23 protein-coding genes are annotated in these 19,718 nt (G+C 35.6%); 3 read left to right on the forward strand and 20 right to left on the reverse strand.

Features of this window, described 5'->3' with window-relative positions; all coding sequences use genetic code 11:
• The 8 genes from EM808_RS15905 to EM808_RS15935 all read right to left on the reverse strand — a co-directional run bounded on the left by EM808_RS15905 (position 1) and on the right by EM808_RS15935 (position 3,838).
• Complete coding sequence (locus EM808_RS15905; protein WP_127739202.1) at positions 1 to 603, reverse strand: uridine kinase family protein; 603 nt, start codon at positions 601 to 603, stop codon at positions 1 to 3.
• A gap of 35 nt (positions 604 to 638) precedes the next feature.
• Complete coding sequence (locus tag EM808_RS15910) at positions 639 to 863, reverse strand: hypothetical protein (RefSeq protein ID WP_127739203.1); 225 nt, start codon at positions 861 to 863, stop codon at positions 639 to 641.
• A 13-nt stretch (positions 864 to 876) separates the two neighbouring features.
• Positions 877 to 1,077, reverse strand: coding sequence for a hypothetical protein (locus EM808_RS15915; protein WP_127739204.1), 201 nt, complete (start codon positions 1,075 to 1,077; stop codon positions 877 to 879).
• 401 nt (positions 1,078 to 1,478) lie between these two features.
• Entirely contained in the window at positions 1,479 to 2,471 is a 993-nt protein-coding gene (locus EM808_RS15920; protein WP_127739205.1) for a DUF3231 family protein, read from the reverse strand.
• A gap of 123 nt (positions 2,472 to 2,594) precedes the next feature.
• Positions 2,595 to 2,858 (reverse strand): hypothetical protein, encoded by a 264-nt coding sequence (locus EM808_RS15925; protein ID WP_127739206.1) that lies wholly within the window; start codon positions 2,856 to 2,858, stop codon positions 2,595 to 2,597.
• Positions 2,831 to 3,064, reverse strand: a complete 234-nt coding sequence (locus EM808_RS28625) for a hypothetical protein (RefSeq protein ID WP_164849685.1) — start codon at positions 3,062 to 3,064, stop codon at positions 2,831 to 2,833. The genes EM808_RS15925 and EM808_RS28625 overlap by 28 nt, the downstream gene beginning before the upstream one ends.
• Positions 3,061 to 3,570, reverse strand: coding sequence for a DUF2716 domain-containing protein (locus tag EM808_RS15930; RefSeq protein WP_127739207.1), 510 nt, complete (start codon positions 3,568 to 3,570; stop codon positions 3,061 to 3,063). Before EM808_RS15930 ends, EM808_RS28625 begins: the two co-directional genes overlap by 4 nt.
• Before the next feature lie 40 nt (positions 3,571 to 3,610).
• Positions 3,611 to 3,838, reverse strand: a complete 228-nt coding sequence (locus tag EM808_RS15935) for a DUF3953 domain-containing protein (RefSeq protein ID WP_127739208.1) — start codon at positions 3,836 to 3,838, stop codon at positions 3,611 to 3,613.
• Positions 3,839 to 4,246: 408 nt separating this feature from the next.
• On the opposite strand from EM808_RS15935, the gene EM808_RS15940 reads away from it, so the two are divergent.
• Positions 4,247 to 5,818 carry a histidine kinase N-terminal 7TM domain-containing diguanylate cyclase gene (locus tag EM808_RS15940; RefSeq protein WP_127739209.1) on the forward strand — a complete coding sequence of 524 codons (1,572 nt, stop codon included), beginning with the start codon at positions 4,247 to 4,249 and terminating at the stop codon, positions 5,816 to 5,818.
• A gap of 55 nt (positions 5,819 to 5,873) precedes the next feature.
• Here EM808_RS15940 and EM808_RS15945 read toward each other — a convergent pair whose 3' ends face one another.
• Positions 5,874 to 6,437: a hypothetical protein gene (locus EM808_RS15945; RefSeq protein WP_127739210.1), complete on the reverse strand. Its 564-nt coding sequence runs from the start codon at positions 6,435 to 6,437 to the stop codon at positions 5,874 to 5,876.
• 207 nt (positions 6,438 to 6,644) lie between these two features.
• Here EM808_RS15945 and EM808_RS15950 point away from each other — a divergent pair, with 207 nt between their 5' ends.
• Positions 6,645 to 6,911 (forward strand): hypothetical protein, encoded by a 267-nt coding sequence (locus EM808_RS15950; protein ID WP_127739211.1) that lies wholly within the window; start codon positions 6,645 to 6,647, stop codon positions 6,909 to 6,911.
• On the opposite strand, the gene EM808_RS15955 is transcribed toward EM808_RS15950, so the two are convergent.
• The 8 genes from EM808_RS15955 to EM808_RS15990 all read right to left on the reverse strand — a co-directional run bounded on the left by EM808_RS15955 (position 6,885) and on the right by EM808_RS15990 (position 14,952).
• Entirely contained in the window at positions 6,885 to 7,445 is a 561-nt protein-coding gene (locus EM808_RS15955; protein ID WP_412758982.1) for a helicase, read from the reverse strand. The two genes, EM808_RS15950 and EM808_RS15955, sit on opposite strands and share 27 nt — an antisense overlap.
• A 126-nt stretch (positions 7,446 to 7,571) precedes the next feature.
• Positions 7,572 to 8,693 carry a GerAB/ArcD/ProY family transporter gene (locus EM808_RS15960; RefSeq protein WP_127739213.1) on the reverse strand — a complete coding sequence of 374 codons (1,122 nt, stop codon included), beginning with the start codon at positions 8,691 to 8,693 and terminating at the stop codon, positions 7,572 to 7,574.
• A gap of 24 nt (positions 8,694 to 8,717) precedes the next feature.
• Positions 8,718 to 9,893, reverse strand: coding sequence for a Ger(x)C family spore germination protein (locus EM808_RS15965; RefSeq protein ID WP_127739214.1), 1,176 nt, complete (start codon positions 9,891 to 9,893; stop codon positions 8,718 to 8,720).
• Positions 9,894 to 9,908: 15 nt separating this feature from the next.
• Positions 9,909 to 11,369 carry a spore germination protein gene (locus EM808_RS15970; protein ID WP_164849686.1) on the reverse strand — a complete coding sequence of 487 codons (1,461 nt, stop codon included), beginning with the start codon at positions 11,367 to 11,369 and terminating at the stop codon, positions 9,909 to 9,911.
• Positions 11,370 to 11,588: 219 nt separating this feature from the next.
• Positions 11,589 to 12,497, reverse strand: coding sequence for a DMT family transporter (locus EM808_RS15975; protein WP_127739216.1), 909 nt, complete (start codon positions 12,495 to 12,497; stop codon positions 11,589 to 11,591).
• A gap of 162 nt (positions 12,498 to 12,659) precedes the next feature.
• On the reverse strand, positions 12,660 to 13,421 hold the full coding sequence (locus EM808_RS15980) for an aminoglycoside phosphotransferase family protein (protein ID WP_127739217.1): 762 nt from the start codon (positions 13,419 to 13,421) through the stop codon (positions 12,660 to 12,662).
• Between the two features lie 110 nt (positions 13,422 to 13,531).
• A complete protein-coding gene (locus tag EM808_RS15985; protein WP_127739218.1) occupies positions 13,532 to 13,981 on the reverse strand; it encodes a DinB family protein in 450 nt (149 codons plus the stop codon).
• A gap of 368 nt (positions 13,982 to 14,349) precedes the next feature.
• Positions 14,350 to 14,952 (reverse strand): hypothetical protein, encoded by a 603-nt coding sequence (locus tag EM808_RS15990; RefSeq protein WP_127739219.1) that lies wholly within the window; start codon positions 14,950 to 14,952, stop codon positions 14,350 to 14,352.
• A 151-nt stretch (positions 14,953 to 15,103) separates the two neighbouring features.
• Between EM808_RS15990 and EM808_RS15995 the strand changes: the two genes are divergently transcribed.
• On the forward strand, positions 15,104 to 15,469 hold the full coding sequence (locus EM808_RS15995) for a cupin domain-containing protein (RefSeq protein WP_127739220.1): 366 nt from the start codon (positions 15,104 to 15,106) through the stop codon (positions 15,467 to 15,469).
• A 379-nt stretch (positions 15,470 to 15,848) separates the two neighbouring features.
• Here EM808_RS15995 and EM808_RS16000 read toward each other — a convergent pair whose 3' ends face one another.
• Genes EM808_RS16000 through hutI form a run of 3 tightly spaced genes read right to left on the reverse strand, consistent with a single transcriptional unit; the run spans position 15,849 to position 19,711 of the window.
• The gene (locus EM808_RS16000) at positions 15,849 to 17,168 is read right to left on the reverse strand and encodes an amidohydrolase family protein (protein ID WP_127739221.1); all 1,320 of its coding nucleotides are present in this window, start codon (positions 17,166 to 17,168) and stop codon (positions 15,849 to 15,851) included.
• Between the two features lie 13 nt (positions 17,169 to 17,181).
• Positions 17,182 to 18,444 (reverse strand): Zn-dependent hydrolase, encoded by a 1,263-nt coding sequence (locus EM808_RS16005; protein WP_127739222.1) that lies wholly within the window; start codon positions 18,442 to 18,444, stop codon positions 17,182 to 17,184.
• Positions 18,416 to 19,711 carry an imidazolonepropionase gene (gene hutI, locus EM808_RS16010; RefSeq protein WP_127739223.1) on the reverse strand — a complete coding sequence of 432 codons (1,296 nt, stop codon included), beginning with the start codon at positions 19,709 to 19,711 and terminating at the stop codon, positions 18,416 to 18,418. Before hutI ends, EM808_RS16005 begins: the two co-directional genes overlap by 29 nt.
• Positions 19,712 to 19,718: the final 7 nt, after the last annotated feature.

Below are 19,718 nucleotides of genomic sequence, written 5' to 3' on the forward strand. Positions count from 1 at the left end.
TTAATATCCCCGAATAATAAAGTTTGCTCTGTTAACAGGCTGATGTGCTTTGACATATATATCTTCAGCAATCATCCAGTTATTTTCCCATATTGTTTGTGCGTCTTCGCCATCTCTTTCTATTCCTCGTGCTAAGCGTGTTTCTCTTGGACAATCTATCCATACTTTAACATCATATAAATCTTCCAATTCTTTTCGCAGTGTATAAACACCCTCTATTACTACAATACCCCCGACAGGAACATGGTGCCATTCGGCTAATTTATCTGTTTTCCAATCATATCTTTGATAATATCCAGCTACCTCCTTGCTTAAGGGATTAAGAACTTCCTTTAACAGTCTTCTCCAATCAAAGTCAGCACCTATAGACTTTTTCGCAGGTTCTAAATTTGAAATCAAGGAGGTAGTAACATAAAAATCATCCATATGAACAATTGTAATATCACAGAAATCATCTTTTAGTTTCTGCGCAAATGTGCTTTTACCAGAGCCTCCACACCCGTCAATGCCAATCAAAAATGTAGACTGCTTTCTAGACTCACCAACAACATGTTTTACCCAGTTTTTAAAAGAATAATAATCTTGTACTAATTGCCCATTCATTATAATCCACCTACCTTCAAACTATTTAAAACTCATTAAACAGGCAATGGACGTTCTGGCCGCATAGGACAATAGCAGCATTCAGAATCACTGCATTTCGCTTCTTTCCAAACATTACAATTAGGACAGAAATAGGCATCAAAATCTTCGGAATACACTAAGTGAAACTTACAGCTTAAGCACCGTTGTTCTGTATCAATAAAGCCCTCAACCTCAAAGCCATCTATCACCACTAAATAATCTTTTTCTTCTATTTTCATAGAATCTCTCCAATCATTTTTCGCTGTAGCATTTAAATGAATACCCTAAAGTAAGAAAGGTACTTTCCACACTTGGATTACCGCCATTTTCATAACAAGACTCACTAGCTGCAGTTATTTCCTTCGTATTAAAATATACTTTAGAAGCTAATAAGAATAATGAGATAATGATAACCATTACTAGTGTTATCGATATACTAAGTTTATTAGTCATATTCTCCTCCTTTTCTTCGTTACAACATATAACTTATAAAAACATGGAAAGTTAATTACAGTTACCCTCCTACGTTAATAAGCATTAAAACCGATTATTCCATAATATGTATTTCTTTATAATCAATTCTTTTTGGCCTTGACTTCGTTAAGCAAAATAAAAAAACTGGTACTTGGAACAAATGGACTTTGGATTACTAAAAGAGTATTGCTTAATAGGATTTCGTTTCCTTACGATGTGGTCCCTGCTCCATTTCACTATGATTTTTTATTATTGAATACAATACGTAAACACTAAATAAAAAAACCGAACTATTAATCGATAAAATAGTTCAGCTTAAACATAGACTTAAATACTTGTGTGCCCCTCACCAACTAGTTATGAACACCGTAAACCGTTTCTCAATTCAATTCTTTACGGTCATCTGCCTCTGGTAACTTCTCAATCCAGCCTTGTTTGACCATTAATTTACCGAATAAAGCGATAATTTTTAGATCCCTAAGCATTGCTGCATCACAATGTCCAAGTACGTCTATTCTCATGCTTGTTATCATGGCAGTTGTGTAATACGTCGCTGCTAAATGGAACAGAAATCCTACATGAAATGTCATTAATTTTTCTGAGAACGGCGCTTCAACAGAATTTGTCGTTTCTCCATCTAACAGGCTTGGTGTATGAAGATTCTCTTCTTCAAATAATTTAGAGAAAACACTTATATTTTTATGGATGGTATCTGAGCACTGCTCCATAAAATGAATAATTTCTTTATCCTGCATGACTTGTTTAAATCCATTAATTAACGTTTTCGTTACGATGCTTTTCTTTAAGTTAAAATAAATATTTCCTGCTTCCATTGTGTTTAATGGCCTTTTATCGCCAAAGGAATCCATAAAATAAGAAAATTGAGTCGGTGATTCCCCGCCTTGCTTTACTGAAAAATAAGGCGAACGCTGATAAATATCTTTCGCTAAAAGCAGTTCAATTGATTTATTATAAAGATCCATTGTATCCGTATTACTTTCATAAAAATGATCTCTAACATCTTTTCTGGCAGAGGTGCTAAACGAAATGGAGTAGCCAGACAGCCCATGCAAGGTCATATCATGAATATAAATCAGCCAAAAATTATCAGAAAATAAAGAAGGGGCATTTAGGTTAACATCATCTTCTGTAAATCCTATTGGTGCTTCCATATTCTCCGCTTTAAAAAATTCCGCCACCATCTGCAAATGCTTTTCAGATAGTTTCAAAGTAAATTTAAAAAGAGAAAGAACCTCTGGATCTTTTGCTGTAGCTAATACATGTTTACTAATACATATCGACATCGTATTTTGAATATATTGTGTCCACAATCCTGTAATTTCAGAAGACGTTAATCTTTCCTTCTTAGCCAAAGCATATACCTCCAGTATCACTAAATTTATAAGTATTTTGCCCTAACTATTCATCGATTATTTATACTTCTTATATGGATTGTGATTAATTATTCAAACTAGACTGACCCCTCTCCAGTAAAATTAATTTAGTTCAAAATCGTCCGGTGTCCAAGCCGCAATTTCATTTCCTGGAACTGCAACAATTAACCAGTCATCACCAGCTTGCCAGCATTCTACATTTTTATCATAATCGTTGATATATAGACATTTTCCAGAATGAAAGGAAATTAATAAAGATGGGGAATTTTCCCCTAATGAAATATCAACAATCTGTTCTCTCCGAATTTCTAAAATCGTGTTAATCGCTTCCTCTTCACTTAGCTCCCTCCTATTTTCAAATACCAATAATTCACTCTTTTCTTTATTATTAATACAGCAAACTTGTTTACTTCAATATTTATCCAAAATCTATTTGGTTCTTTATCGGAATAGTGAATAAAATATATAAATGTTGAACGAGGCCCAACACCAAATTTTATTCCATCTAAGCTGCCGTCAATTAAAGTACACCACTCAGCAAACTCTCTATCTGAAGGTGTTATAATACTCACTTCTCTTCTTGGTCAACTATATGATGCAGCATTCTTGGTTGATGCATATTAAATTGTTCTAATAATTCTTTTCCAAAAATCGTTATGGTTTCTTCCCATGGATGTCCCAGCAATCCCCACTCGAAATTTTTCTGAATAAAAAAGTAATAATCACCATTTGGAAATATCGGCACAATCCACTCATCGAACTGTGATTTAGGAAATTCTAAATGGGGATTTATCCAATAAGAGGGATGCTGCCAATCTAATGCATACATAAATTCATCCTTATGTATAAGTGCCTGAAAAGCATGCAGCGATTTAAGCTCTAAGTCACTATATATATCAATAAAAGTTCGCATATCTCCTGTCCAATTTAAATAGGAGGAGATATTATATTTTATAAACGGTGGAGGGACTTTATAGGAAGGAAAAGAAGTCATTCTTGGGTTAAATCTAAATTCCTTATAGAGTCTTTCCCATACTTTTCTTTCCTCCATTGAAGATAATTCCTTCCAATTCTTCATTTACACTCTCTCCCATTATTTACTCTGAATAAATGTATCATTAAAAGGAAGAAGAAATAGAAACAAAAAGAACGAAGCAAGCTGTGGCAAAAAGGAGAGCTGTCATACCTTTTTCCCTTTTTTTCCACTCCGATATTCCCATAATTATGAATGTTAGCCCTAATAAGCCAAATGTTAATGGCATTAAATTCGTATTATCTGTTATTAGACCATAAATAGCTAAAAAAGCCGCACTCAAACTAAAGATTATTCTTAATATACTTAGCATTCAACAACACTCCCTTTTCAAAAATAACTATATAAATAATTCCTGATAATTAGTTCCTCTTTTCTAAACATCAGCACCAATTTTACACTTGTAATGATATAAATAAATTTACTTATTTTTACATAAAATACAAATAGCGATAAAAGTAAGCGTAAAAGGTGTATAAATCACATTAGTACATACGAATATGCTTTCTAAAAGGTTTCACCTTGTCCTTCTATAACTTATATGGTGTTAGTGCCTCTAAGTAAATTCTGCTAACAGCACTATTTCCACTGGGAAAACTTTACACATGAAAAAAATTTACCAACTTGGAATTCTTAAAGTATAATGAAATAAAAATAATATAGGAAAATTCACCTAATCAATTTACTTTTTTAAAGGATTGGTTATATTGGAGTACAATAGATGATCAATGAATTATTAATGTTTAAATTAATTGTGGCTTTAGCTGGTATTTTAAGCTTGTTTCTATGCTTATTTGCCCATTTTAAGCTAAAGGGTGCCCCTGGTGTTAGACCATATAAAGCAGCAGCACTATTTTCATCTTTATTTGCCTTTTTTTATGTCTTTGAGTTAAGCAGCACCTCGCTTAGGGATATAAAATTATGGATCATGATGGAATACCTTGTTATGCCATTCATTCCCGCTTTGCTCTTTATCATGTGTTCCGAATATGTTGGTCAAAAATTAAAGATATGGGTCTATTACTTTCTATTTTCCATCCCATGTTTTACGATATTTATGCAGGCAACAAACAATCTTCACCACCTATACTATTCTTCTGTCGGGTTAAGAAGTGATGCTCCCTTCCCCATTGCAAGAATGGAATATGGTCCGTTTTTTTACATACACGCACTTTACCTGTTCCTTTGTTTAACGGTAAGTGTCCTAACATTAGCCAGACAATTGAAAAGTGCCTCTTTTATTTTTAGAATTCAGATTTTAGCCATGATAGCTGGGTTGATTTTTCCAGTCCTTGCTAATTACTTTTACCTAAACGGTTTAAGCCCATACGGTATTGATTTAGGTCCTGTTTCCATGAGTTTATCCTATATTTTCCACTGTATCGCCCTGCTATCTTTTAAAATGTTTAATGTGACTCCCATCTTTAGAGATACAGTGTTTGATAGAATGAAAGAAGGCGTAATTGTTCTTAATCAAAATGGAATTATCCTGGATTATAATCAGGCAATGCTGCCAATCATTCCAAGCCTCCATGCAGCCGCAATTGGTAAACCAATAAAAGAAATTTTGTCAGATAATAGCAGTCTAAAGACAATTTTAGACACTGAGGAAAACTGTGATTACAAATGGATTTATAATAATAAGACAATTTATCATCAAGTTCAATTTTCAGAGGTCCAAAATAAAAATTCACTTAAAGTCGGGCAGATCGTGACTTTTGTTAATATGACCGAGAAGATAGAACTGCAGGAACAATTAAAACAGCTTGCATCCATTGATGGACTTACTCAAGTTTATAACCGAACCTATTTTTTGAAGCTATCTAATGAACTGCTTCACACGAAAACACCTGAGAGAATCAGCCTCTCTTTAATTATGTTTGATATCGATCATTTCAAAAGGGTCAACGATGATTACGGGCATGAGACTGGAGACATTGTTCTATCTCATATTGCGACAATAGCAAAAAAATGCATTCAAGAGTCCGATATTATTGGAAGGTATGGCGGAGAGGAGTTTGTGATATTGCTGCCAAATACCACTAGAGAGGAAGCATCTATCTTAGCGAATATCATCCGTGTAAAGGCTTCAGAAAGTCCTAGCTATTCGAATAATACTATCATTCAGACCACTTTAAGTTTAGGTGTTTCACATACATTAGTTACACAACCAAGTATAGATACTATAAAAAACTTAATGAGAGAGGCAGATCAAGCTCTCTATACTGCCAAAAAAAATGGCAGAAACAATGTGCAAATATATTTAGAAGCCGATGCTAAACAAACAATTTAAATGCAAGGGAAGGTAATGATACTTACTCATTGACTTCCCTTTTTATTTTTGTCAATCAGCTATTTTCATAGTCTTGTATCAACATTACTTGAAATTCATTGATATTTGATACCCAATTAACGGAATCAATATGGATTGTATCATTTACCTCAGGCAATTCATTCATGATTCGCTCAGCAATTTCAAACATGGCTGCCGTTCTGACATCATCATACGGGATGCCATCTTTAAATATTTCATTGATTTCTTGACCAAACTCTTTATTATTAGGAAGTATTTTTACTGTATAATTTATCTTACCTGTATTCTCACTTTTCCAAGAGTCCGTTATATAATGGGTATTTTCAATGACATAATGAGTATTTAAATAATTCTCCATATCTATTACCGTGTTAGCTTTGTCTGGTTTGTTATTTTCAATAGACTGATTTGCATTTGAATGATTGATTTTATCTTGTTTAGACACTGTGCTATTTTTTGTTTCTTGATTTATATCTTTCTGTTCACTTGTAGTAGAAGTTAGGTTTGATTTCTCAACTGTATCTCCTGTCGGATTTGAACAGGCTGCCATTGTTAGTACCATTGTCGCTAAACCAATATAGAAAGAAGCCTTTTTCATAAATACACTTCCTTGATCAATACTTATTAACCTTCTTGTTTTTTCATCTATGTACAAAGCCACTTGACTGCTTACGGCACAAAATGTTCTCTAACCAGTCGAACATTATATCCCTCTCTTTTTCCGAACACAAACACAAAGGTCCGCCTACAAATTTATGGAAAATATGTTAAAATATAATTATATTCTATAAAAGGATGTGGGTCAATGAAAGCAAAAGAGCATGGTATCTCCATTGTGTTAAACCTTTTCTTAGGTTATCTGTGGATTATATTTGTAAATCATATGGTTGCAATTGCCAATTCCTTTCCTAACACCCTTATATTTGGAGGCTTTTTTATCCTATTAGGAACCTTTTTATTTTGGGAAATTGTCAACCGAATAACTCCATTTAATACGTACAAATTTAATCATCCTGTCCGAATAACAGGTTTTGCTTCATTCTTCTTAGCTGTGGTCATCTACTTCCTTTGACAAGACAAAGATAAAACGATCATCTGGATTCCAAATATGCAAGTTATCCGCAATATAACCGCGCAACCACAGTTTTCCATCCATTTTTCTCAGATAAAAGCCTTTCGGAAATTCATCGTCCTCAGTTAAAGGTTCAGATGCTACGGTGACAGAACCTGTAGGAGCTTGATGAGTTTTGCCAGTATCAGCAGCAACTTCAGGTTGCTCTAAATAAAATAGTCTTAAATATGGGCCCAGCTCAAGGGGGCAAATATGTAAACCAAGCTCTGTTGCTTTATGCAAAATTTCAGGTGTTGTCCCTCCATTTGGAATCCCTAAATTACTTACAGCAAGTTCCACTGTCTTAAGTCTATACGCAGTAGAAGATACGATTAATCTATCATCAGCTAACAACAGCTCCCCGTACTTATTTAATAAAATAGAAGAATCCTGCAGTGCCTGAATTAATTGTAATTTTGTCTGGCCGCCTATTGTTACGTTTCTGATGATAGTTGGGCAGTCAGGATATACTTTTTTATATTCTTCATTAGCCAAAATCCCTCATCCTCTCCATATGTAATTTCTAACTTAGGTTTTTATGTATTCTACAAGCTTCATTTAATACCCTTGTTATTCCTTCCATAAAAAAAAAGCAGCTGGTCGGCTGCGACTTATGCGAGCTTAGGTTTTCACTGCCCTCCTCTTCCTTTTCTTGACCATCATTTTAGCTAATAATATTACCAGACACGATATTGGAATAAGAAACTGAAAGAACAAATGAACGTACAGCGGCACAATCTTTAAACCGATATAAAGATGGATAACAAAGTTGTTCATGAACGCTGCGCTTATAATATAAACAGCAAGCAAAAAGGGGATGATCATCTTTTGTTTCTTTTTCAGTTTGAAAATTCCTGCCAGCCCTTGAATACCTGCATAGGAGAAAATAGTTATTTTTATTAAGCCACCAATGGTAAACACCAAAACCGCTAATAATTCTAGATGTCTAATAAAATTTAAAAAATTAATCTGTTCGATTGTCTTCATAAATGGAAAAGTAAAAAATTCAGCTAGATCTGCTGTTAATAGTCCGACATTAAGTACTGCTATTATTATTAATATTAATCCTGAAATAAGTACCGCCAGCCAGCCATACTTCTGAAAGGCGGAAAATTTTGTCAAATATTGATAATAACAAATAAATACGATTACTTCACCAAATGGAAAGGTAATTAATGTTGGGAAAACAGCCTTTATAATGGGCGAAAAGCCATCTTCTAGGATTGGTCTTAAATTATTCCACTCAAAATCCTCAAGAAAAAACATAAATACGATAACCAATATAAGAAAACCCAACATAATCAAGGTTAGTGCCTGAGATGATCTACCTAATGTCTCTATATCTAAATAACAAACATAGGCAACTAACAAAAGAATCGATAATTTAATGACCCAAGCACTGACACTCCATAAAATTACTTCATTAATAAAAAAAGCAAAATCTCCTGTTACACGAGCAGCTAAATACAAAAAATAAAAATAGTAAAGGGTAGCGATAATAACTCCTATGGGACGGCTAAATGCATCTTGTAAAATACGCGTGAACGTTTTACCTGTACCACCAGCTCTATACAATGCTACATAACAAAAATGAATGGCAATACCGATAACTGTTGCAATACCAATTGCCATCCAAGCATCTTTTTTTGCCTCCATTCCCATCCCTAATACAATGGAGCTTCCTAGTTGAAACAATATGATCATAGAAGCTAGCTCTAACGCATCAATTTTTTTTATTTTCATCTTTAACACCAGCCGCCCATTAGGTTAGTCACTTATATTTATATCTCCGTAATTTCGTACGGTAACATTTGCTGTTATTTCGAACTGAGAAGTTGAAAAGATTTCTTTTTGCCATATTTTCTCATTCTTTTTCCAGTTTGATTTATCGTCAATTCTCAATACATCTCCAAAACCGATAAAATCACAATTTAATGTTTGTGACTGAACAATTAAGTCTTTTATGCTTGCTTCAATGTCCTTTTCCATTAATTTCTCAATCTTTTTTATCCCATCTGGTTTTGTTAAATCCATATCACAATTTAGTTCATCTAAATCTCCAACTAAATCAACCTTAATTTTGAATTGCGGTTTTCCATTATTCATCTTGCCATCGATCGACGTTTTAGAATGAATAATCGTTAAACCAAACTCCTCCTTCTGAGCAGAACAATAAGAGCTGAAATAACTATTTTTCAAGGATCCTTTAATTAAATAATAGGTTCTGCTTTGGTTATCATTTAACCAGCCTGCTTTTTTGTCTTCATTCATAACAGTCAATCCTGAAAGCTCTAAGTAGGCATTTGGCGATATGGACTCCAAGATAGCTTTTTCTCCAGCAGCTTTCTTATCCCCAATTAACATAATTGTTGGTACGATTGCTTCCTTTCCTCTTGAAATAATTTCCGCCTTAAGCTGTGTTGGAAATATTCTTTGGTGCGAGCCCCAGTTTTCCTCGGTGTTTTCGAGTGTTTTTACAATTTCGCTGCCTGGAATGTCCTCCATGAACGGGATAACTTTTAAAGCATCCCAAGCACTAATGTCTTTTGTGATTAGTATGTCTAACATGGAGCTTAAACCAGGCTCACGCAATATATAATTAAGTACTCCATTAATTCCAATTGTTTCAGCAACTGACTCTCCAATTATTATGAGCTGAACTTGAGCTGGACTTAACTGTCTTGATATTTTTCTAGATACCATTTCAATCGCTTTGCCCATGCTTTTTGCCTTCGAATCATACACAACTACTGGCAGCTTTTCTGTTTGATTATTAAGTGGCTGTGGATTAATTACTTGTAAGGAGACAACATAATTATCGGAGTCCCTGTCTATTCCAATTGCATAAACAAGAGCGACTTCATTTAATTCGTTACGATTAATATTACCTAGTGAAAGTATGGCAAACAGTGATAAGAACGCAATTATGCCTAATGTTTTCATTCTGCTAATCCTTCATTATTCTCTTTTTTTAGATACAGGTTCCTCATGCTGATATCCATGCTTATTCGTTAGTTTTCGTAATGGAAAGCGATAGATAGTATCCTTTTGGTCTTTTGAATTAAAAGGGAAAAGTGGAGCAAAGTAAGGCACACCAAAGGATCTTAAATGATTAAGATGAAAAACTAACGCTAAAGTTGCAAGAATAATTCCATATAACCCTAAAAATGCAGCAATTAAGATAAAGCCGTACCGAAGTGTCCGAACAGCTGTTGCTAGTGTCATAATTGGTGCTACGAAACTGAATATATATGACATGCTTACTACAAGTAGTGTAGCAGGCTGAACTAAACCTGCTTCTACGGCTGACTGACCTATGATTATCGTCCCAACAATGGACACAACTGAAACCAATCCCTTCGGCAATCGCAGCGCACCTTCAATGATAATTTGGAAAAGAAACATAAAGAGAAGTAGCTCAACGACTAAAGGTAAAGGTTTACCTTCCCTTTGAGAAGCCAGGCTTAAAATTAAATCAAAGGGCAATAGCCCTGGATGGTATGTTACAAAGGCTAGATAAAACGCTGGTAAATAAATAGCCAATATCAATGCAAGGATTCTGAGTAGCCTTGTAACACCACCATTAACAAAGTAATAATCATCTGGTGATTGCAAGAACTGTAAAAAAAGCGCTGGTACGACTAACGCATACGGTGTACCCTCAACTAAAATCGCAATTTTTCCATCCGTAATTTCTCCTGTAAGCACATCTGGTCTATCTGTTGTCAAAATCAGTGGAAACGGTGTGAGAAACTGGTCGCGAATAAATTCTTCCACATAGTTTGCATCCATTATTTTACTTGTCTTTATTTTTGTTAACCTTTTTTTTAATTCTGCTAATATTGTTTTATCTACTGAGTTTTCTAAATAGATTATGCAAATATTTGTATTCGTAAGGCTTCCAAACGTATAATTTTCTAATCGAAGTTGTTCGTTTTTAATGGCATGTCTCATAATCGCTATATTTGTCGCAAGATTTTCATTAAATCCAATTAAAGGACCCTTCGTAACACGTTGCCCCTCTGCTTCAGTCAGAGACCTTTCCTTCCATTTGGCAACATCAATAGACAGGACATCTTTTATTCCCTCTATGATCACGATGGTTTTGCCATTGAGCACATCGTGAATAGCATCTTTATATAAATGAAGAGTTGCAATGGATTTAGCCTGAATAATTTCCTTCTGAACAGTAAGTAAAATATCTTCAGCTTCTACTGCAGGAGATAGCTGCTGTAAAGGCTTAATAATAAAATTTTCAATCTCTTTCTCATCAGCAATGCCTGCAATAAAAACGATAGAACACTCTAATCTATTCTCCATCAATAGATTCAAGGTAATGGATCGAACATTTAAGTCGTTAGGATTACCTAAAGAAGCTTTAATATTGTCAGCACTTATACCCTTTAGGCTTGCCCCCATCCTAATACCTCCAAACATTTATATATTTGTTAATTTTAACTAAGTGGTAGATTTTTATGTATAGCTTAGCTCCTAAAATAAAAAAAATAGAGGCAGCTTATTCTCCAATTAAACAAAAAAAACCGGACTATTACGCGAAATCTTCAGGTGAAAATTCCGCATAATAGTTCCGATTTAGCTATGATTGATATACTTGTACCAGTATCCAACCCTTTTTATTTAATTAGCTAAAGAATTATTTGCTTTAGTATTCATGCTAGATTTAGAATACTTTAAATTACTGGCAGCGATTCCTCCTAAAATAATTACCACGCCGATCCATTGCACTCCACTAACATGTTCTTTTAAAACGAAGGCAGACATAAGAACGGCTACAGGAAGCTCAGATGCTGTTAGAATTGTGCCAAGTCCTGGACCAATCTTTGGCATACCAATTGAAAATAACAGTGGTGGCAATACTGCACCAAAGAAACCAAGGATTAAGCCGAACTTTGTTACCCCTATTAATACAGGTAAATCAATTAAATAGAATGGTGGAAATACGATGAACACAATGATTAATCCGCCACTAGACAGCAATGCACTTTTTAACAGCGGCGCTGTATCTTTCCCGACAGAACCACTGAGGAAAATAAACGTTGCAAACGTCACTGCAGAAAGCATTCCCCACATAGCACCTTGCAATGATACAGTAACTCCTGTATCTGAAAGGATTCCTGCTGCTAAGAGAGAACCTGCAAGAAGAATAACGATGGCAACAAGTTTTTCTAGTGAAGGCTTCTTTTTTAAGAATACTAGCTCTAGTATCGAACCGATCCAAATATATTGAAAAAGAAAAATAATAGCCAATGAAGCATGAAGTGATTGCAGCGAGTGATAATAGAATATTCCTGTTAAACCAAACGGAACACCTGATAACAGCAGCTTTACCGCTTGATTTCGTGAAATTTTCTGCTTTTTTGTTAATGCTACAAGCAGCCAAATAATCACTGTCCCAAATAAATATTGTCCACCTGTTATCTCCTGCACCGAAAATCCATTAGCGTAAGCAAGTTTAACAAATGTTGATAAGATGCCATAACTGCAGCCACCTAAGAAAACAATTAATACATAATGCCAGTTTTTCATACTAGCACCTCCTTTTGCATAAAAAAAGCCACACAAATGTCCTAAGACACTTGTGTGGCGAAAATAGAGCTTACTCTAGAAAAATCCACGAACAAAAAAATTTTAGTATGTTAATTCCGACTTTATTATAAAATCAACCATTATTGTTGTCAATAGTGTCTCTTAATCATTAGCACAAAATTTCGCAACAATTTTCATAAGACGTTCATTTTCTTCAGAAGGTATGTGTTCATTCAGTCTGGCTCCCGCAATAATTGCCATCCATTCTAAAATTGCCTTCTTAGAAATATTGGCCCTATTACAGTAGGAGCGAAGATATAATTCTGCTAATTCATGGGAATACGATGAAATTAATAAATAGGTACGACAAACGTCTGCTCTCGGATCACCAGCACTAGCATCTACCCAGTCAATAATACTAATCAACTCATTACTTACAAGTAGATTATATGGATGCAAGTCACCATGACATAGTTTAGGTTCATATTGCAGGGAACTTAATCTACTTAAAAGTTTAATTTTTTGTTCTTCACCTAAAGTGGGGGCCGAATTAATTTGCCGGTTCAGTTTTTCTGCCATAGATTCCACTTCATCATCTTGATGAATTTTAACTGTATGTATCTCTTTCTGTACATTCACGAAGATGTCAATATAATGCTCGACAGACCCCATCTTGTTCTGAATTTGCTGACCTAGCGTTTCACCGTTTATGTATTCCATAACGATTGCCTGTCTTCCATTTATTTTGGTAACTTCAAATACCCTCGGGACATTAAGGCCACACGAATAAGCAAACTTTTGTTTCTTAGCTTCATATGTGGCTTCAGTTGGCGGTAAATATTCCTTAAATAGCTTAATTACTTTATTATTGTACAAAAATACATCTGCCGTATTTCCAGTAGCTATTGCACTCCCTAAATCCACTATCTTCCCTCCCCAAGGTATTGCCTCTGCCTCCGTCAAATTTGACAACTGATTATCAATTACTAACCATTTAATTTCAAAGTTTTTCTTTATGGAATTTGCAGATGTCATTATTTAACTAAAATTTGGTTGTAAATATGATGCTCCATATGCTCGAGATAATCCTGTATCAGCCATTCTAATGTTTTTTCTTCGTTATTGCCGATATCACAAATATAAGATAATTTTTCAGATGGTATGTTTTGCAAAACATGGACAATTTGGTTATTTAACGCTTGAAAGAGAGTTACTATATCCTGAAGAGGTCTTTCTTGATAATTCTGGAGTATAACACATTGCACTTGATTATAAGGCTGAATCACATATGGTTGTTCTTCATATTGAACTTGTAGAAATCTACCTAGATTATTAATGGCAGAGTCACATAGATGTCCTAATATCTCTTTTTTGGACCATTTGTTTGGTGCAGACCGATTAGAAATTTCTGTTACTGACATAGTAGTGAATTCCTTTGGTAATGCTTGTATCCAGTGGTTTATACCATTAATTACTTTCTCCATCCTTTACCTCCTCATTGTACTTACCTAAATAGCTTCTACAATTATATTGCATGGAAACAACAATCATTCATTTGATGAAAGCAATTGATTGCTACAGAGAAATTCAAGTCTAAATGTATACATACTAGTTAAACAAGCTCCTAATAAATGACATTGAGAGCTGTTCCTTCCTTATAATTAAAGTCAAATTATTCTTGAAATACTTTTCATAGGTATTTCGCTAATGCCTTCACCTGAAGGGAAAGGACCACAATGAGGAAGTAAAACAAACGGTATTTCAAGTCTTGCAGCCATTTATTCGTAGTTAAATTGATCTGTTCTCGAGGCAATCATAAAGGAATATCCCAGCAAGTTATTGACTCTTTTGTCTATAACTCATTCTCCAATGTAATAACAAATTCAATTCCTGTTGGTTTTCTTTGCAGTGGTTCTTTATATTCCGTAAAAATGAACTTAACTGCAGACATATCGTCAGGTAATGGCGGTGATACAGTGTAAGTATGTGACATATGACCGTCAGAGCCTCCTCCTCCTATGTCTTTGCAGTCATACTCCACCCCATTATTTTCTATCGAGAGCTCTAGAAAGGTAAATTCAAGTAAAGATTCTGCATTTTCTTCTAACGGTTCTTTATCCATCGTTAAATTTACGATGCTAGCATTTTCATATTGACGTACAAATGTTACGGTGAAAAATAGATTATCCCTTTCATATGACTTTAATATCGGGATATTTTTACGAAATCCTTTTGGGTCAACATATGGCTTAAATAGGTCTTCAACTAATAAGTGATGGAATAATCCGTCTAAAAATCCCTCATATAAATCATATTTTTTTGACCATGAAGTTATAAGCTGAGAGGTTGGAATACTTGACTTACTCGATATACTTTTTCGTTTGTTAATCAATTCACATATTTGTTCGTCAATTGTTTCAAAACGGCGATCATATTGTTCTCGTTTATCTGTCATTTTACTTCCTCCTCATGGTAAGATGATGAACTAATTTTAGCATAATCTGGAAAAGATAGAAACTAACTTAATAGACTTTGTGTATTTAGCAATAATAGGTAAAAATATGCTACTATTTAAATAAATCAGTCAGATAAAAGGAGGTAAAATAATGAACTATTCTTCGATTAACTTTCAGGAGAAATTTTCGAAGTTTACGGACCAATGGTCACCGAAGGTCATTGCCGAAATGAATAATTATCAATTTAAATTAGTTAAGGTGCTTGGTGATTTCGTCTGGCATAAGCATGAAGATACAGATGAAGTGTTTATTGTAATGGAAGGCAGTTTAATCATTGAATTTAGGGATGGTAAAGTTCAATTAAAGGAAGGAGAAATGTTTGTTATTCCGAAAAATGTAGAACATAAGCCTTATGCGGTTTCGGAATGCAAAATAATGCTTGTGGAACCTAAAGGTGTAGTCAATACTGGCGAGGAAAGAACCTCCCAAACAGCAGAAAATGATGTGTGGATATAATAGCTTGCTATAAAACTAGCTGTTTTTTTCATTAATTGGGATAATACATCACTTAGATGAATAATATCAATTTTATTCTAACTTAGTAGCATTGGACCTTTTTGTAAATACTGGCTTTCCATTTTGTTCGTTCCATTGCGTTCACCTTACACTCGCTTTCCGCGGGCAAAGCTTTTAATCTCCTCTTCTTCGCCTGCGGGGTCTAAAGCGTCCTCTATTTCCCTTAGTATTCGAGTGGCCTCCGCTCCATTCCACTAATTTTTAAATTATATTAAAACATAAAACGTTAAAACTAATTGTTAATCTGTAAATGTTTATTTTTGATTGATTAATACTTATTACAACTTTATATGATAAAGTCTATTTCAGTAGTATTAATTTAGATTGTTTTCCACTTTTCCATTAAACTATCCACTCGATTGACTATATGCTGCTCTGAAATGGTCTTTATGCTGCGGTCTTTTACTATTATTTTGCCGTCTACTAATACATCTGTAATTGCATTTGGTTGGAGGGAATAAACTACATTTGCAAATAACTCTGTTTTTGGGGAAAGGGATAAATCATTTATATCTAATGTAACGAAGTCTGCCTTCATTCCTGCTTTCATCTCACCTGTTGACAGCTGCAGCATTTCCGCTCCTGCTTTTGTTCCCATGTTGTATACTTGTTTTGCATTAATACAAGTACCATCAAGGCGAGTTACCTTTTGCAGAAGAGAGCACATTCTCATTTCTTCGAAAATACTGATACGATTATTGCTGCAGGCTCCATCTGAACCAAGTGAAATACGGACACCTGCCTCAAGTAAATCTGGTATTCTTGTCACTCCATCAGATAAAAACATATTACTTGATGGGCAATAAGCGAGTGCTGTTTTTCTTTGTCCTAGTAACTTTATTTCACTGTCATCCAACCAAACTAGATGAATAGCAATCATACTATCATCGACAACACCAAGAGAATCGAGATAATGAACTGGACGTAGGCCATACCTTTCAAGTGTCTCATCGACTTCAAAGGTTTCTTCTGCCACATGAATATGAAACGGGGTATTTAATTCTTTCGCAAGACGGTGTCCTGCCTTAATCATTTCCGGTGATGCCGCGTGAGGACTATGTGGTGCAGGATGAATAGACACCATTGAATCACCTTGATACTTTATTGCGAGCTGTCTTGTTCGGTCAACAGCCTCTGCTACACTTTCTTGATAACTGCTTGGGGCACCTTCCCAATCATACATCGTCCTTGCGAAAACAAGGCGGATTCCAATATCCTTTGCTGCTTGAATCACCGCTTCATCTGTGGCAATTCCACCATTATGAACATAAAAAAAGTCACTGACAGTTGTTACACCGTATTTCAGCATTTCTCCAAAAGCAAAGAGCGCTCCCGTATAAATTGCTTCCTCATCCAATAATGGTGTGTAACGGTACAATGCTTGATCTCTCCATTCTAAAAACGGACGATCCACTGCAATTCCTCTTAGTAAGCTTTGAAAAGAGTGGTTATGAGCATTAACTGTTCCTGGCAAAATTGCTTTGTCCTTCCAATCTACTACAGCTATTCCTTTATATTTTTCGATAAGCTGTTTCCTTGGTCCAATTTCTTTTATTACACCATCCAAGACATAAATGGCCTGATTCTTTTGAAATTGGCTATTTATATAAACAAAATCAGCGGTATATATCATACTCATCATGTACGCTCCTTTACACATCTAATTTTTCGTCTAATGAAAGAATCGAATGCAGCAGCACATTCGCCGCTTTTTCGATGTCCTCCAATCCGCTTTCTTCCTCTGGACAGTGACTTTTCCCTCCAACACTTGGAACAAATATCATGCCGCTTCTTGTTATTGCTGCCATATGTGCAGCATCATGTCCTGCCATGCTGCCAAGTATTAAATAAGGGAAATTCAGAAGCTCTGCACTGCTTTTTATTGCTTCCATTACTACTTCATCCATTTCAGCTGGCGCTTGGTCTAACAACACTTTTCTTTCTATTTGCACAGCTCGTTTCTCCTTACAATCCAAGCAATCAAGCGTAAAAGCTGCTAATACCTCCTGTATTTCAAGCGATGTTTTCCCTCTTACTTCTAATGACATTGTTACTTTATCAGGGATAATATTCGGTGCATTTGGGCTGGCAGTAATCTTCCCAATCGTGCCAACCACTTCCTTTGAAGGGTGCCTTAAACAGGCACGCTCTAACGATAATATAAGCTCTGATGCTGCAGCTAAGGCATCCTTTCTATCTTCCATTAATGTAGTTCCAGCATGATTAGCCTCGCCGATAACGGTTATTTGTTCACGATAGATACCTGTAATTGCCATTACAATCCCGATAGGTATGGAACTGTTGACAAGCCTTTTGCCTTGTTCAATATGCACCTCTAAATAAGCACTAAGTTCTATCGGTTTTCTTATGCAGTTCGCAAATTGCTCAAAACTCCCCCCTGCAGATCGTAATGCATCTGTGAGCTTCGTTCCTGCTGTATCTGCTACATCTATAAGATTAACTTTCGTCAATTTGCCGCTGACCGCCCTGCTTCCAAATGTAGACAATCCAAAAGGATTAGGTTCTTCTGCACTAAATGAAACTAACTCGAGTGGATGCCTTGTCACTATGCCGTTTTCTTCCAATACTCTCAATACTTCAAGAGCCATTAATACACCAAGTGCTCCGTCATATTTCCCGCCGTTTGGGACTGTATCAATATGTGAGCCAAACACAATACTCGGAAGATTCCTAGCCCCCTTACGTTTCCCCCAAATATTTGCGGCTTCATCAACCTTTACAACCAAATTCGAATGTTCAAGACGACTCTTCAGCCATTCTCTTGCTGCTAATTCACTTGAAGTAAAGGTGGTTCTATCAAGACCACCTTTATCGTTTTTACCGAATTCCCCAAGTGCTTCAATGTCTGTTTTCAGTCGAGCTATATTAATGGAAAGCTTCCGTTTTTGCAACATTTACACCACCTTTAACAACCACTTTGCCATTCTTAATCACAGTATCAACTAAATTAACAGCATAGTTGTATTGAAGGGTTTGATAATTTCGCGCATCAAACAAAATGACATCCGCTTTTTTTCCCACTTCAATACTGCCAATTTCATGGGCCCTATTGATGGCATGTGCTGCATTAATGGTACAGGCTGCCAACACTTCCTCTGGAGTCATTTTCATTGTTAAGCACGCTAGATTCATAATAAAGGGCAATGATTCTGTCGGTGATGAGCCAGGGTTTCGATCTGTTGAAAGGGCAACAGCAACACCAGCTTCGATCATTCTTCTTGCATTAGCAGGCTCTGCCATCAAAAAGAATGCTGTGCCAGGTAAAAGTACGGCAATTACGCCTTTTTCCGCCATTTCCAGTATCCCCTCTTCTGAAGCTCTTAACAAATGGTCTGCAGAAACCGCACCTAACTCTGCTGCTAACTCAGCACCGCCAAATGGGACAATTTCATCTGCATGAATCTTAGGCAATAACCCAAGCCTTTTTCCTTCCACTAAAATTATCTTGGACTGTTCAACTGTAAAAACTCCCTCTTCACAAAACACATCGCAAAACTCTGCTAGCTTTTCCTTCGCAACAAGCGGAAGCATTTCGTTGATTATTAATTGGACAAAATCATCAGGATTTTCCTTGTACTCATTTGGAACAGCATGTGCTCCCATAAATGTAGAAACAAGATCAATCGGGTGAATTTCATTCAGTTTTTTGGCAACCCTTAGCTGTTTCCATTCATCCATTGTCGTCAGCCCATAGCCGCTTTTCGCCTCTATTGTTGTAACTCCATATTGCAGGAAGCGGTCCAGACGTGGAACTGTCTCGCTGATTAGTTGTTGTTCAGATGCTTGCCGTGTTTCGGCAGTAGTACTTAATATTCCGCCTCCTGCTTTTAAAATATCAATGTATTTTGCACCCTTTAAGCGCATTTCTAATTCCTTCTCACGACTCCCAGCAAAAACGATATGTGTATGTGGATCAATTAAGCCTGGGGTTACTACCTTGCCTGCTGCGTTAATAACGTCAACTGGTTCACTTAATCTATTAACATATTGCTCTACTGCTTGATTTACGCCGACTAAGACAATTCTGTCCTTTTTTATTAGCACACTGCCATTTTCTATTACACCTATATTAGACATTTCTCGGCCTACTTTTGGTTTATTACTGCTTCCGCTCACCGTAATAACTTGGGATGCATTTTTAATGTATAGGTATTCAGACATTTTATCT

It is taken from the genome of Niallia taxi (assembly GCF_004005475.1).
GTDB lineage: Bacteria > Bacillota > Bacilli > Bacillales > Cytobacillaceae > Niallia > Niallia taxi.

Coding starts and splice junctions, on each gene's coding strand:
- EM808_RS15970 (WP_164849686.1), bottom strand. CDS start 11,369: ATGGGGGCAAGCCTAAAGGGTATAAGTGCTGACAATATTAAAGCTTCT.
- EM808_RS15950 (WP_127739211.1), top strand. CDS start 6,645: ATGAAAGCAAAAGAGCATGGTATCTCCATTGTGTTAAACCTTTTCTTA.
- EM808_RS15945 (WP_127739210.1), bottom strand. CDS start 6,437: ATGAAAAAGGCTTCTTTCTATATTGGTTTAGCGACAATGGTACTAACA.
- EM808_RS15990 (WP_127739219.1), bottom strand. CDS start 14,952: ATGACAGATAAACGAGAACAATATGATCGCCGTTTTGAAACAATTGAC.
- EM808_RS15940 (WP_127739209.1), top strand. CDS start 4,247: ATGATCAATGAATTATTAATGTTTAAATTAATTGTGGCTTTAGCTGGT.
- EM808_RS16000 (WP_127739221.1), bottom strand. CDS start 17,168: ATGAGTATGATATATACCGCTGATTTTGTTTATATAAATAGCCAATTT.
- EM808_RS15930 (WP_127739207.1), bottom strand. CDS start 3,570: ATGAAGAATTGGAAGGAATTATCTTCAATGGAGGAAAGAAAAGTATGG.
- EM808_RS15935 (WP_127739208.1), bottom strand. CDS start 3,838: ATGCTAAGTATATTAAGAATAATCTTTAGTTTGAGTGCGGCTTTTTTA.
- EM808_RS15995 (WP_127739220.1), top strand. CDS start 15,104: ATGAACTATTCTTCGATTAACTTTCAGGAGAAATTTTCGAAGTTTACG.
- hutI (WP_127739223.1), bottom strand. CDS start 19,711: ATGTCTGAATACCTATACATTAAAAATGCATCCCAAGTTATTACGGTG.
- EM808_RS15985 (WP_127739218.1), bottom strand. CDS start 13,981: ATGGAGAAAGTAATTAATGGTATAAACCACTGGATACAAGCATTACCA.
- EM808_RS15905 (WP_127739202.1), bottom strand. CDS start 603: ATGAATGGGCAATTAGTACAAGATTATTATTCTTTTAAAAACTGGGTA.
- EM808_RS16005 (WP_127739222.1), bottom strand. CDS start 18,444: ATGTTGCAAAAACGGAAGCTTTCCATTAATATAGCTCGACTGAAAACA.
- EM808_RS15965 (WP_127739214.1), bottom strand. CDS start 9,893: ATGAAAACATTAGGCATAATTGCGTTCTTATCACTGTTTGCCATACTT.
- EM808_RS15960 (WP_127739213.1), bottom strand. CDS start 8,693: ATGAAAATAAAAAAAATTGATGCGTTAGAGCTAGCTTCTATGATCATA.
- EM808_RS15910 (WP_127739203.1), bottom strand. CDS start 863: ATGAAAATAGAAGAAAAAGATTATTTAGTGGTGATAGATGGCTTTGAG.
- EM808_RS15915 (WP_127739204.1), bottom strand. CDS start 1,077: ATGACTAATAAACTTAGTATATCGATAACACTAGTAATGGTTATCATT.
- EM808_RS15975 (WP_127739216.1), bottom strand. CDS start 12,497: ATGAAAAACTGGCATTATGTATTAATTGTTTTCTTAGGTGGCTGCAGT.